Source organism: Bacillus tequilensis KCTC 13622 (assembly GCF_000507145.1).
Taxonomy (GTDB): domain Bacteria; phylum Bacillota; class Bacilli; order Bacillales; family Bacillaceae; genus Bacillus; species Bacillus tequilensis.
In genome coordinates, this window is sequence record NZ_AYTO01000034.1 from 421,528 (window position 1) to 434,308 (window position 12,781).

A 12,781-nucleotide genomic window follows, 5' to 3' on the forward strand; every position below is an offset into this window, starting at 1 on the left:
TATCGTGCATCATATCGAACTGTATGTCTCTGATTTGGAAGTGTCTCGACGATTTTGGGGCTGGTTCTTAAAAGAACTTGGCTATAAAGAATATCAAAAATGGGACTCAGGCATCAGCTGGAAGAAAGACCGTTTTTACCTTGTGATTGTACAGGCGAAAGAGCGATTTCTAGAACCGGAATACCACAGATGCCGTGTCGGGCTGAACCATCTCGCATTTCACGCTGAATCCAAGCTTCAAGTTGACCTGATGACCGAAAAATTGATGGCAAAAGGCTATTGTGTGTTGTACCGAGACAGGCACCCTTTTGCCGGAGGAGGCGGGCATTATGCGGTCTATTGTGAGGATCCGGATCGGATAAAGGTAGAGCTCGTTGCCCCAAGCGATTGATCATGATTTTTGCCAGCTTCGCTTTTCGGTTCTCCGCGTACTTGAAGCTTGTCACAGCTGCAAAGGTAACAGCGGCGAACACGATACATCATATTCATCACCTCATTTTTAACGGGAGAGATTGGTTCTCTCCCGTTTTTTGGTTAAAGCGATTTTTCCAGAGCGGACCGGTGTTTTGTCATTTCCGTTTTCATCTGCCGATAGGCGAACGCTAAAAATGGCAGGCCGAGCAGGGTCATGCCGCTCAGGACAGAAAAAATAAAAATCGGCCGGCCTGCGCCAAACAGGTCTATACATATGCCGCCGACCCAGGGGCCGATGACGTTTCCGAGCTGTGAAAACCCGATTGCCCCGAAATAAGTGCCTTTTAAACCCGGTTTTGCAATCTGGTCTACAAACAAATCCATCATTGAGAATAAAAGCACTTCGCCGATTGTGAATGTGACCACAATCATCACAAGCGATGAAACACCGTGTGATATGGTGAAAATGGCCATGCTGATACTCACCATCACATTGCCGAGCATTAGGGAGCAAAGCGGCGAAAACCGTTTTGCGAAATGAACGATGGGAAATTGCGTGGCCAGCACAACGATTGCGTTTAATGTCAGCATCAACCCATACAGCTTCGTTCCATTGCTGATCAAGGGGTTCTGCGCCATATACTGCGGGAATGTCGAACTGAATTGTGAGTAGCCGAAGGTGCATAGCGCGATGCCGACCAGAGCAATTGTAAAAAGATGATCCTTTTGCGTCACCATAAACGCTTCCCGCACGCTCATATTTCGGGATTGGCCTGAGCCTGATGAAGATGGATGCTTTTTAAATTGGGCGACGAGCACTAGGCCGTATAGCCCGTAAATAATGGCAGGAACCAAAAAGGGTGCGGTCGATTGCGACGAGCCAAAATACAGGCCGAGCACCGGTCCGAAGACAACGCCGATATTAATGGCTGCGTAGCGCAAATTAAATACGAGCAGTCTCGTTTTTTCTTCTGTCATATCAGACAGCAGCGCCTTTGAAGCGGGCTCAAACAATGATTTGCAAAGGCCGTTTAATGCGTTGACCACAAAAAACATCCACAAATGAGAGGCCGCCGCAAATCCTGCAAATACCAGCATCCAGCCGAAAATGGACACAAGCATCATGTTTTTTCTGCCGAATTTGTCCGAGATATATCCGCCGTAAAAGCTTGCAAGAATGCCGACTGACGAGCTTGCGGCGATGACCAGCCCTGCGTAGGATGCTGATGCGCCTTGGACGGCTGTTAAATAAATCGCTAAAAATGGGATACTCATCGATGTGGCCATTCTGCCGAAAATAGTACCGATTATAATTGTCCAGCTGATGGGGTGGATATCTTTCCATTTCTTCATGAATCTGATTCTCTCCTATATGTAAGATCATTTTCTATCATATATGAAATTATTTCCTTATCCAATGGGAATTCAAAATATTTTGTCATTGACATTTACTATAAAACATGTCTGATGTATGGATTGGAATAAACCGTGTGTGGAGGATGGGGTGACATCGTTTAAAGCATTCGAAGGGAGAGTGCCGATACGTTCGACTCTTATCTATGTGTGGAAACACAATATGAATTGATGCTGAATGCCGGGCATTTTCAAGCAACTAGTCAGAGTATGGAAGGATACGAATGTCTTTTGATGCATGAAAGTCAGTCGGTGTAACACGTCAGGATACGGATTGGGTTTCGGTAATGCTCAGTGATGACAGACCTGAAATCAAGATTTACGCGCGCGAACCGACTAGAGCCGCGTGACAGAAGGAGAGGCCGGGGCTTTCCAAACGTTTTGAGGGAGCATTCTCCGCAGGGACATTGGCAAGCCGTATGAATCTATAGCGTGAACACATCCAGCTTTGTTTTCTCGGCAAGATTTTCTGCCGTAGGCCGCCTGAAACTGTTATTTGTGATCCCGGCGGTGTTTTTCAAAGGCAAGCCGCATCAGCTGCTGAAAAACTGACAGTCAGATTCGGGGCGCTATGCGGTGTGCCTGCTTTTAAGAGAACAGTCCTTGGTTTGTGACATAGTCATAAATGATATCTTCTATATGCGCATACAGATCTTCATCGGGTTCTTCATTCTGTCTTTCTTTTAAGGCGGCTATCAGGCTTTGTTTTTCATACGGACTTAACGGATCTATGGCAACATTTCTCCCATATTGGCGCAGGGCCTGTCCCAGCATTTTTTCGACAAATTTCTCCATCATGACTCTCCTATCTTTATGCTTCACTTTTATTCTACTAAATGTTTCTCTTCTCTCAAACCCTAGGATCATATTTTCTGTCAGACAAGAATCATTTACCAGTATAAAACGAACATACTTTCGCATATAATAGAAAAACGAACATAAGTTCTTTTTTAGAGGTGTGTATGATGAAAGAAAAAGTGATTTTTCTCGTTGACATGCAATCGTTTTATGCATCTGTAGAGAAAGCGGAAAATCCACATTTGAAAAATAGGCCCGTCATTGTTTCGGGTGATCCTGAAAAAAGGGGCGGAGTCGTATTGGCTGCCTGCCCGCTGGCGAAACAAAAGGGCGTCACGAATGCCTCTCGGCTGTGGGAGGCGCAAGAAAAGTGCCCTGAAGCTGTTGTGCTCCGGCCCCGCATGCAGCGGTATATTGATGTATCACTGCAAATCACGGCCATTTTAGAGGAATATACGGACCTTGTAGAACCGTATTCCATCGATGAACAGTTCATGGACATTACAGGCAGCCAGAAGCTGTTTGGGACGCCGGAAGAGATCGCAAAAAGCATTCAGGGCAGAATCATGCGGGAGATCGGCATTTATGCGCGGGTCGGAATCGGTCCTAATAAAGCGCTAGCCAAAATCGCGTGCGACAATTTTGCCAAAAAGAATAAGAACGGTATTTTTACCTTAACGAAAGAAAATATAAAAACCGATATGTGGCCGCTTCCGGTGGGCAGCATGTTTGGCGTCGGGAGCCGCATGAAGCATCATTTAACCCGAATGGGCATCAGCACGATTGGCGGGCTTGCGGATTTTCCGCTTGATCTTTTAAAAAAGAAATGGGGCATTAACGGCCACGTGCTGTGGATGACGGCGAACGGGATCGACTATTCCCCTGTGTCAACTTCATCTCTGGACGGACAAAAAGCGATCGGCCATGGAATGACTCTCCCGAGAGACTATGAACACTTTGACAAAGAAATCAAAGTCGTGCTGCTGGAGCTGAGTGAAGAAGTGTGCAGGCGAAGCCGAAACGCCGGAGTAATGGGACAGACGGTGTCCGTGAGCTGCCGGGGGGCTGATTTTGACTGGCCGACGGGCTTCAACCGGCAAGTGAAGCTGGCGGAGCCGACGAATTCAACACAGGACGTATATGAGGCTGTATGCGGGCTGTTTCTTAGATTTTGGGACGGGAAGCCTGTCCGCCGCCTCGGAGTCAATCTGTCTCAGCTCTCATCTGATGACGTATGGCAGCTTAATTTATTTCAGGATTATGCAAAAAAAATGAGCCTCGGCTATGTGATGGACGGCATTAAAAACCGATTCGGCGACACAGCAATCGTCAGAGCGGCATCACTGACAGCGGCAGGCCAGGCATTTGAACGTGCGGCTAAAATAGGAGGGCACTATAAATGAACGACCATTTAAAAAGAGGCAACCTGCTGTGGGAAGGGAGCAGGATGTTTCTGCCGGAACATAAGCAAAGCCTGCTTGAGAGAAAGCGACATAAACAGAAGCTGCAAAAGTCGATTCTTGATCCTGATAAGCTGGAGGAAATGAATCAAACGCTTTGTGCCGCGATGGAGTTCGCTCAGAATATCACTGTCAGCTGCTTTCAGGACGGTGAAATTGTCCGCTGCACCGGGAAAATCTGCCGGTATGAAGAGTTTGAAAAAACAGTATGGATAAAAGGAGACGAAGATCGGCTTTATAAACTGAAGCTTGATCAGGTGCTTGATATTGTGCTGTAAAGTCTCTCCCTCCTGCACAGGAGGGAGAAATATGTGTAAAAATAAACAAATCTGCAGATGTATGATAAAGGAAAGAAGGCATTTACAATTCCAGCCGGGCAAAATATAATTTTTATATTGTGAGAAAAAAGAGCTGACATTCGTTTTGCCAGACGGAGGGAGATCAAAGCGTAATGGATATTCGAACAATCACGTCTTCAGATTATGAAATGGTAACGTCTGTATTGAATGAATGGTGGGGCGGCAGGCAGATGAAAGAAAAATTGCCGAGACTATTTTTTGAGCACTTTCAGGACACAAGCTTTATTACATCTGAATATAACAGTATGACCGGATTTTTAATCGGATTTCAATCGCAATCAGACCCTGAAACGGCATACATTCATTTTTCCGGTGTGCATCCGGATTTCAGAAAAATGCAAATTGGAAAACAATTATATGATGTCTTTATTGAAAAAGTAAAGCAAAGAGGCTGCACCCGGGTCAAGTGCGTCACTTCACCGATGAATAAGGTATCAATCGCGTATCACACCAAATTGGGTTTTAACATTGAAAAGGGCAACAAAACGATAAACGGCATCTCAGTATTCGCAAACTACGATGGCCCGGGCCAAGACAGGGTACTGTTTGTCAAAAACATATGAGGGGGAAATATGATGGATTTTTTTTCAAAAACACCTGAGCCTCCTTACTATGCAGTTATTTTTTCATCTGTCAAAAGCGAAAATGACACAGGTTATGGAGAGACAGCAAAGCGGATGGTATCGCTTGCGGCGGATCAGCCGGGATTTTTAGGCGTCGAAAGCGTTCGTGCAGCGGATGGAAGAAGCATAACAGTTTCCTATTGGGACAGTATGGACGCCATTAACAACTGGAAGCATCACACTGAACATCAAGCGGCAAAAGAAAAAGGAAAAAGCGTTTGGTATGAGTCGTATGCAATCCGCATCGCAAACGTCGAGAAGCAGCGGCTGTTTTCAGGAGAAGGAAATGATTGAATGTCTTCAGCATAAGGAGGACATCACAGCGCGTGAGATTATTGCCGTACAGCAGCCTGCCTACACAAAAGAAGCAGAGCTTATCGGTTTTGACGGCATTCCAGCCTTACAAGAGAAGGCGAGGGATATTCAAGCATCTCTTGAACAGTTTGCGGGATATCGGAAAGACGGCAAATTGATCGGTGTCATTTCCTATGAGAAAAACATGCATCAACTCACCATTTGCAGGCTTGTTGTGCACCCCGACGGTTTCAGAAAAGGGATTGGACGAGCACTTCTGCAATTCGTCATTGAGCAGAACGAAGACGCTGAGAAATTCGAAGCCGTCACAGCTGAGAAAAATACACCTGCCGTATCGCTCTATACACAGGCGGGGTTTCAAAAGACAAAAACCGTCAAAGCAGAGGAGGATCTATTGCTGTCGGTCTTTCATTTATATCCGAAACGAAACGTGAAAGTCGTTCACTACAACGAAAAATGGGCGAACCTTTTCGAGAAAGAAAAAGAACGGCTGAAGCTTGTGTTCGGACCGGAGATCATCGCAGTTCATCATATCGGAAGCACATCGATACCGAACATGGCGGCAAAGCCAATCATTGATATTCTGATTGAAGTCAGAAGCATTGAAGCTGTGAACCGGTATGATGCAGAAATGAAGGCAATCGGCTATACACCGAAAGGAGAAAACGGCATAGCGGGCAGGCGTTACTTCCAAAAGGGCGGAAATAAGCGCACCCATCATGTCCATATGTACGAAAAAGGGGACCCTGCTATTGAAAGGCACCTGTTATTCAGAGATTATCTCAGAGCCCATCCAAAAACAGCGGAGGAATACGCCATTCTTAAAAAACGGCTGGCGGCACGGTATCCGGACAGCATCAATCAGTACATACAAGGGAAAGATGAGTGGATCAAGACTGCAGAAGAAGATGCGAAGCGGTGGGAAGAAGGCAGAAACAATGCGAATGGAAGCGTTGTATGCTACAATAGCGAAAATGATGAAAACGGGGGTCTCACCTTATGAACATCCATGTGACAGATGCAGCAAAACAGGCACTGCAGCAGGCGTTTGACGCCAACCCGGGAAAAAAAGCCCAGCTGCGTTACGATTCAGAAGGATGCGGCTGCGCGGTAAGCGGTGTACCGACAATCTGGCTGGCAGAAGAGTTAACGGGACAGTGTGAGCAGCTGGAAACGAACGGCGTCCCGCTGTATATCCAATCGTCGCAAAAAGTGTTTTTTGACGATCAAATGACGATCGATTACAATGAAAAAGCCAAAACGCTGGCGCTGAAAAGCCCGGCTGAAATGCTCAGTCCCAGAATGAGCATATTAGTAAAGTAGGGAGACACGAACGTGGAACAAAAGCTGAAGTCAATAAAGAACACAGCACAGAATAAAACGTGGGTATCCTTCTTGAATCAAAACCATCCCTATACCTTGCTCCACTGGTCAATTGGGGGAGCAGAATCCGTCAAGAAAGACGTTTGGCTATTGCAGGATGAAATGACATTCGAAACGCAGGAGTTTACAACGATAGATCTTGCGATTGAATGGATCAGAGAAAATATGGATGGCATTACCGACGTTTTATAAAATGGAAAAGCGAAAGAGCCGAAGAGGCCTTTCGCTTTTTTATTCTGTTGAATCCCTTATTTTATCTAAAAACTCCTTCACTGTTCTTCGATATGTGTCGCGATTTTTTGTATACGACATGGCATGTTCTCCGTTTTCAGCAATGTACAGCGCCTTCGGTCCGGGTTTCTTTTCATAAAGCCGCTCGGTTGAAGAAACCGGAATGTAATCATCATCCTTGCTGTGAATAAAGAGGACCGGATTTTCGATTTTATCAATAACAGCAAGCGGAGATACTTCGCGCGCACGGTAGCCGTCCCGCCGCTTCAAAAAGAAGTCGGTGATGGGAAGCAGCGGCCAAGACGGGAGCCTGTATTCCACTTTCAGCCGATAGGCAAGCTGTTCATCAAAACGAGCGAACGGGCAATCGGCAATATAAAAATCAGCGCCATCATCACAGTGTTCGCCAGCGTAGAGCAGGGCAGTCGCAGCACCCATTGATTCTCCGTGAATGCCGATCAATCCGCGATGGCCTGTTTTGTTCTTGACCCAGCTGACAACCTCGTTCAGATCATCTTTTTCATAAAACCCGTAGCTAGTTGTCTTACCGCCGCTTTGTCCGTGCCGGCGGTGGTCGTAAACAAGCACATTCCAGCCGAGATCGAGAAATAAATGCATATATTTAAGAGAATTCAGGACATTCATCGTCACTCCATGGCAGATGATCATGGTGTTTGATGTGTCGTGCGGCGCGACATAGTAGCCTTTTATATCATAGCCGTAAGCGGATGGAACGACAAAAGCGGTTTTTTCCATTCGTTCAAATGATTCAAACACATCATGCCCGTCGTCTGTCTCTCTTTTTATAATATCTTCATCCGTTTTTTTCTTGATGAACATAATGATATTTGAAAAAACCATTCCGATTGCGGTTGCAGCAGCTAAGAAAGCGCCAATGGCCAAAAGGATTTTCTTCAAAAGTCACAGCACCTTTCAACTAAATATAGATATCATTATATCAAACCCTGCTCGCTGGCCGAAAAAGTTCACACAAGCGAGTCCGCTTGTTCAGTCTGCATGCTCCGTGATAAACTGGCTTCAAAACAAACATGGGGGAAGCCTAAATGAAAAAACAAAAATCAGCTGATAAACATCAGTTAAAAGATGACCTTCAATCCGACATCAAAGCAAAGCTTCTGGAGATGAAGAGTCAGTTGAAGGAAGAGGATGAAAAGAGGCAGGAAAGAGAAAAGGCGGAACAGATCAGAAAGAAAAAAGAGATCGAAAAAAACAAAAGCTTTGAAGAACTCTTTAATGAAAGCCAAATGGATTGGCACAAATATAAATAAACCAGCACCCAAAAAGGGGCTGGTTTTTCTGTTATGAGCGGTGAGCCTCGTAAATGTCTTGTTTCGTATAAGATTGGAGCGCTTTGATTTCTTCTTCTTGTAAACGCCGCGCGTTTGCAGCCTCAACATTTTCCCGTAACTGCTCCATTTTACTGGCGCCTGTAATCACAGAGGCGACAGCGGGCTGGGCTAACAGATATTGCAGCGATTTTTCAGTCATGGAAAGATCGGGCGCAACATTCTCTATCGACGTGCGGGCATTTGCCAACTCCTCGAACGAATAGGACAAGTACCCGTTTTGTTTGATGCTGTCTGCCGCTTGATCAAGCAGTTTTTCAGTTAATAGCCCTTTGGCAACAGGTCCTCTGGCGACGACGCTGATTTGATGTTCTTCTAAGAGCGGAAGCCATTCCTCAGGGCGTCGGTCAAACAAGCTGAATTGCATCATAATACTGACGATATTTGATTTTTTCACATACTCTTTGATCACATTCGGGCGGATGGAAGAAATGCCATAGTAACGGATGACACCTTCTTGTTTTAATTCTTCAAACGCTTCGATCGTTTCCTCAATGTTGTCCTCTATCGTGCCGCCGTGAAGCTGATAGAGATCGATATAATCTGTTTTCAGACGCGCAAGGCTCTTTTTTACGGCTTCTTTTATGTACGCTTTTGAAGGGTCCCAATACCAGCCCTCGGTTTCCTCATTCCAGCGGTTTCCCGCTTTCGTTGCTAAAATAATGTCTTGGCGTCGGTTTTGAATCGCATCACCGACGATTTCTTCGTTTCGTCCGCGGTCGTACAAATCCGCTGTGTCCAAATAGTTGATGCCAAGCTCGATCGCTTCATCCAGAATGGACAATGCTTTGTTTTTTTCTGTCCCAAGAGACATACAGCCGAGTCCGACTTCGCTTATTTCTAAATCAGATGTACCCAGTTTGCGCTTTCTCATGTGCACACTCCTTTTTTTAGGATTTGTATTGACCGTAATATAAAGGAGCTAAAGTTTCAACTTTTACGGCTCAGAGATCCAATCTTTCACATATTGGAATGTGCGGCCGTATTCCCTTAGTTTCGCCCGAATCTCCCATGCTTTTCCGACTAAGACAACACCTTTTGGCATGCGGTGTACTTTCACGAAAAAGCCCCCCTTTTCTCTAGTATGATAAAATGTATGGGGCATCATATAGAGACAGAACGGGAGATGAAGAAATGAAGTCATTAGAAGAAAAAACAATTACCAAAGAACAGATCTTTTCAGGAAAAGTCATTGATCTATATGTAGAGGACGTTGAACTGCCAAACGGAAAAACAAGTAAACGTGAAATTGTGAAGCACCCTGGAGCTGTAGCTATATTAGCTGTTACAGATGAAGGGAAAATCATCTTGGTGAAACAATTCCGTAAGCCGCTTGAGCGGACGATCGTTGAAATCCCGGCCGGAAAGCTGGAAAAAGGTGAGGAGCCGGAGTACACGGCGCTTCGGGAGCTTGAAGAGGAAACCGGTTATACAGCGAAAAAACTGACAAAAATCACGGCGTTTTATACATCGCCAGGCTTTGCAGATGAAATTGTTCACCTATTTCTGGCTGAAGAGCTGGCTGTACTCGAAGAAAAACGAGAGCTTGATGAGGACGAGTTTGTTGAAGTGATGGAGGTGACGCTTGAAGATGCGCTGAAGCTGGTTGAATCGCGCGAAGTCTATGATGCTAAAACAGCCTATGCGATTCAGTATCTTCAGCTGAAAGAAACGCTCCAAGCACAAAAATGAAAAAGATTTACGCGGATTTGCACATTCATATCGGCCGGACCTTTACAGGAAGGGCTGTCAAAATCACAGGCGCCAAAACATTAACGCTGGACCGAATTTTGGTTGAAGCCAGTGAACATAAAGGAATTGAACTTCTTGGCATTATCGACTGTCATTCGCCGGAAGTCATTTTAGAGCTTGAGGAAGGCATTTCATCTGGGAAATATCACGAGCTTGACGGCGGGGGGATTCGCTACCGCAGCACGACGCTTTTATTGGGAAGCGAGCTTGAGATTTATGATGAAGCCTGCAGCGGGCCGATTCATGTGCTCGTGTTTATGCGGACGCTGGCAGATATGAAGCGGTTTTCTAACTGGCTGTCAGCACGGCTGAAAAATATTCATTTAAGCTCGCAGCGGATATATGAAACGGGCTTGAACCTGCAAAAAAAAGTGAAAGAAATGGGCGGGCTGTTTATTCCTGCCCATATCTTTACACCCCATAAAAGCTTATATGGAAAAGGGGTTAAAAACAGCTTAACCGAGGTTTTTGATCCCTCTATGATAGATGCGGTGGAACTTGGATTAAGCTGTGATACAGACATGGCTTCACACGTATCTGAATTGAATCAGTATCCTTTTTTAACAAATTCTGATGCGCATTCGTTAGGGAAAATCGGCAGAGAATATAATGAACTATATGTACAGTCAGCTGATTTTACCGAATTTGCTCTTGCATTAAGGGGACAGGGTAAAAGGACAATTGCCGCAAATTACGGCTTGGATCCGTTATTGGGGAAATATTATCAGACGGCCTGTGAAGCGTGCGGAGAACCTGCTGTGAACGGGGAAACGACGTGCGCGAATTGCGGAAACACCAGATTTACAAAGGGAGTCAGCGAAAGATTGCGTGAATTGAGTGATCAGGCTGAAGTTCGCGTCTCGCGTCCGCGGTATGTTCATCAGATCCCGCTGCAATTTGTTCCGGGTGTCGGTCCGAAAACACTGGACAAACTAAAAAAAGCCTTCGGAACAGAAATGGCTGTTCTTCATGAGGCTGCAGAAGAAGATTTGGCTCGCGTTGTTCCGACGAAAACAGCGGGGCTTATTGTAAAAGCGAGATCCGGAAAGCTAAAAGTGAAAGCCGGAGGAGGGGGAACCTACGGAAAAGTGAAACCGTGAGTTAAAGATTAACTCAGTTCCTCCTGTACTTTTCTTTTTGTCCGGATAAAGGTGATCAGCTGGATGATTTCATCTTCATTCAGCGGCTTGTCATCAACAGAAATGTGAAAGTCAAGGCTGCTCCACGTGGTCAATTCAATGGTCTGAGGGGCAGTCTGTTTTGGTTTTTCGCGGCCCAAAAGTTCATCGCAGGTTGTGTCAAAGAGGTCTGCCAGCATGGCCAGCGCTTCAAGTGAAGGCCGGCGGTAGCCAGACTCGTAGCCGGCATATGTGCTTTTTGCGATACCCAGAAGGTCTGCTGTATATTGAAGCGACCAATTTTTCTTTTTTCTCAATTCAGTTAAACGATCTAGATTCATGAACTTCCGCTCCTTTTTCACCTTGAGCTGATTATATCATATAGGTATTAGGAAGTGTACGCGAATTGAATAATAATCTCTTGCGTATTTTATTTTCCGTGTCTATAATTGCATTAAAAGTATGCGAAAAGCGAATACCTTCTCGCAACCCATCTTTAGATACAGTGAAGAGGTGCATGGTATGAAAAAATTATTGATGTTGACAACTGGGGGAACGATTGCTTCAGTTGAAGGGGAAAATGGGCTGGCTCCCGGAGTTAAAGCTGATGAATTATTAAGTTACGTATCAAAACTTGATAACGATTACACGATGGAAACTCAGTCGCTTATGAATATAGACAGCACCAATATGCAGCCTGAATACTGGGTGGAAATAGCGGAAGCCGTTAAGGAAAATTATGATGCCTATGACGGTTTTGTTATTACACACGGTACGGATACAATGGCCTATACATCTGCCGCACTATCGTATATGCTGCAGCATGCTAAAAAGCCGATTGTCATCACCGGCTCGCAGATTCCGATCACGTTCCAAAAAACGGATGCCAAAAAAAATATTACAGACGCAATTCGCTTTGCATGTGAAGGGGTAGGCGGAGTATACGTCGTGTTTGACGGCAGAGTTATTCAAGGAACGCGTGCGATCAAATTAAGAACGAAAAGCTATGACGCATTTGAAAGCATCAATTACCCATATATCGCTTTTATCAATGAAGACGGGATCGAATACAACAAACAAGTAACGGAACCTGAGAACGACACCTTCACAGTTGACACTTCACTATGCACAGATGTATGTCTGCTGAAGCTGCATCCGGGCTTAAAGCCCGAAATGCTTGATGCCCTCAAAAGCATGTACAAAGGAGTTGTCATCGAGAGTTATGGCAGCGGAGGCGTGCCATTTGAAGGCAGAGACATTTTGACAAAAGTGAATGAGCTGATCGAAAGCGGCATTGTCGTCGTGATCACAACTCAATGTCTGGAAGAAGGGGAAGACATGAGCATTTACGAGGTCGGCCGCAGAGTCAACCAAGATTTAATTATCCGATCCAGAAATATGAACACAGAAGCGATTGTGCCAAAATTGATGTGGGCACTCGGCCAGTCTTCGGATCTTCCTGTCGTCAAGAGAATTATGGAAACACCGATCGCTGATGACGTTGTCCTTTAAAATATCAGAAACGATGACCAACAAAGAGAAAGTAGG

The 12,781-nt window shown here is 45.3% G+C and carries 18 protein-coding genes; 12 read left to right on the plus strand and 6 right to left on the minus strand.

The window, feature by feature from the left end:
* Nucleotides 1-4 precede the first annotated feature (4 nt).
* Entirely contained in the window at nucleotides 5-391 is a 387-nt protein-coding gene (locus V756_RS0113725) for a VOC family protein (protein ID WP_024715153.1), read from the plus strand.
* A 143-nt stretch (nucleotides 392-534) separates the two neighbouring features.
* On the opposite strand, the gene V756_RS0113730 is transcribed toward V756_RS0113725, so the two are convergent.
* Nucleotides 535-1,767: an MDR family MFS transporter gene (locus tag V756_RS0113730; RefSeq protein WP_024715154.1), complete on the minus strand. Its 1,233-nt coding sequence runs from the start codon at nucleotides 1,765-1,767 to the stop codon at nucleotides 535-537.
* Nucleotides 1,768-2,415: 648 nt separating this feature from the next.
* Nucleotides 2,416-2,622, minus strand: coding sequence for a YqzH family protein (locus tag V756_RS0113740; RefSeq protein ID WP_024715155.1), 207 nt, complete (start codon nucleotides 2,620-2,622; stop codon nucleotides 2,416-2,418).
* A 167-nt stretch (nucleotides 2,623-2,789) separates the two neighbouring features.
* On the opposite strand from V756_RS0113740, the gene V756_RS0113745 reads away from it, so the two are divergent.
* From V756_RS0113745 to V756_RS0113775, 7 genes are all read left to right on the plus strand, one after another.
* On the plus strand, nucleotides 2,790-4,028 hold the full coding sequence (locus tag V756_RS0113745) for a DNA polymerase IV (RefSeq protein ID WP_081719862.1): 1,239 nt from the start codon (nucleotides 2,790-2,792) through the stop codon (nucleotides 4,026-4,028).
* Nucleotides 4,025-4,363, plus strand: a complete 339-nt coding sequence (locus V756_RS0113750; RefSeq protein WP_024715157.1) for a YolD-like family protein — start codon at nucleotides 4,025-4,027, stop codon at nucleotides 4,361-4,363. Before V756_RS0113745 ends, V756_RS0113750 begins: the two co-directional genes overlap by 4 nt.
* A 173-nt stretch (nucleotides 4,364-4,536) precedes the next feature.
* Nucleotides 4,537-5,007 (plus strand): GNAT family N-acetyltransferase, encoded by a 471-nt coding sequence (locus V756_RS0113755; protein ID WP_024715158.1) that lies wholly within the window; start codon nucleotides 4,537-4,539, stop codon nucleotides 5,005-5,007.
* A gap of 9 nt (nucleotides 5,008-5,016) precedes the next feature.
* Complete coding sequence (locus V756_RS0113760; RefSeq protein WP_032682107.1) at nucleotides 5,017-5,361, plus strand: antibiotic biosynthesis monooxygenase family protein; 345 nt, start codon at nucleotides 5,017-5,019, stop codon at nucleotides 5,359-5,361.
* Nucleotides 5,354-6,385 (plus strand): GNAT family N-acetyltransferase, encoded by a 1,032-nt coding sequence (locus V756_RS0113765; protein WP_024715160.1) that lies wholly within the window; start codon nucleotides 5,354-5,356, stop codon nucleotides 6,383-6,385. Before V756_RS0113760 ends, V756_RS0113765 begins: the two co-directional genes overlap by 8 nt.
* Entirely contained in the window at nucleotides 6,382-6,705 is a 324-nt protein-coding gene (locus V756_RS0113770) for an iron-sulfur cluster biosynthesis family protein (protein WP_024715161.1), read from the plus strand. Before V756_RS0113765 ends, V756_RS0113770 begins: the two co-directional genes overlap by 4 nt.
* A 12-nt stretch (nucleotides 6,706-6,717) precedes the next feature.
* Nucleotides 6,718-6,957 (plus strand): YqkC family protein, encoded by a 240-nt coding sequence (locus V756_RS0113775; RefSeq protein WP_024715162.1) that lies wholly within the window; start codon nucleotides 6,718-6,720, stop codon nucleotides 6,955-6,957.
* Nucleotides 6,958-6,996: 39 nt separating this feature from the next.
* Here the strand turns inward: V756_RS0113775 and V756_RS0113780 are convergent, their stop codons facing one another.
* Nucleotides 6,997-7,914: an alpha/beta hydrolase gene (locus V756_RS0113780; RefSeq protein WP_024715163.1), complete on the minus strand. Its 918-nt coding sequence runs from the start codon at nucleotides 7,912-7,914 to the stop codon at nucleotides 6,997-6,999.
* Nucleotides 7,915-8,060: 146 nt separating this feature from the next.
* Between V756_RS0113780 and V756_RS0113785 the strand changes: the two genes are divergently transcribed.
* Nucleotides 8,061-8,285, plus strand: coding sequence for a YqkE family protein (locus tag V756_RS0113785; protein WP_024715164.1), 225 nt, complete (start codon nucleotides 8,061-8,063; stop codon nucleotides 8,283-8,285).
* Between the two features lie 31 nt (nucleotides 8,286-8,316).
* On the opposite strand, the gene V756_RS0113790 is transcribed toward V756_RS0113785, so the two are convergent.
* Both V756_RS0113790 and mciZ read right to left on the minus strand, forming a co-directional pair.
* Entirely contained in the window at nucleotides 8,317-9,237 is a 921-nt protein-coding gene (locus tag V756_RS0113790) for an aldo/keto reductase (protein WP_024715165.1), read from the minus strand.
* Nucleotides 9,238-9,300: 63 nt separating this feature from the next.
* Entirely contained in the window at nucleotides 9,301-9,423 is a 123-nt protein-coding gene (gene mciZ, locus V756_RS0113795; RefSeq protein ID WP_024715166.1) for a Z-ring formation inhibitor MciZ, read from the minus strand.
* Nucleotides 9,424-9,497: 74 nt separating this feature from the next.
* On the opposite strand from mciZ, the gene nudF reads away from it, so the two are divergent.
* On the plus strand, nucleotides 9,498-10,055 hold the full coding sequence (nudF, locus tag V756_RS0113800) for an ADP-ribose pyrophosphatase (protein WP_024715167.1): 558 nt from the start codon (nucleotides 9,498-9,500) through the stop codon (nucleotides 10,053-10,055).
* A complete protein-coding gene (locus V756_RS0113805; protein WP_024715168.1) occupies nucleotides 10,052-11,215 on the plus strand; it encodes a TIGR00375 family protein in 1,164 nt (387 codons plus the stop codon). The genes nudF and V756_RS0113805 overlap by 4 nt, the downstream gene beginning before the upstream one ends.
* 8 nt (nucleotides 11,216-11,223) lie before the next feature.
* Here V756_RS0113805 and V756_RS0113810 read toward each other — a convergent pair whose 3' ends face one another.
* On the minus strand, nucleotides 11,224-11,574 hold the full coding sequence (locus V756_RS0113810) for a helix-turn-helix domain-containing protein (protein WP_024715169.1): 351 nt from the start codon (nucleotides 11,572-11,574) through the stop codon (nucleotides 11,224-11,226).
* Between the two features lie 181 nt (nucleotides 11,575-11,755).
* On the opposite strand from V756_RS0113810, the gene ansA reads away from it, so the two are divergent.
* Nucleotides 11,756-12,745 carry an asparaginase gene (gene ansA, locus V756_RS0113815; RefSeq protein WP_024715170.1) on the plus strand — a complete coding sequence of 330 codons (990 nt, stop codon included), beginning with the start codon at nucleotides 11,756-11,758 and terminating at the stop codon, nucleotides 12,743-12,745.
* Nucleotides 12,746-12,781 lie beyond the last annotated feature (36 nt).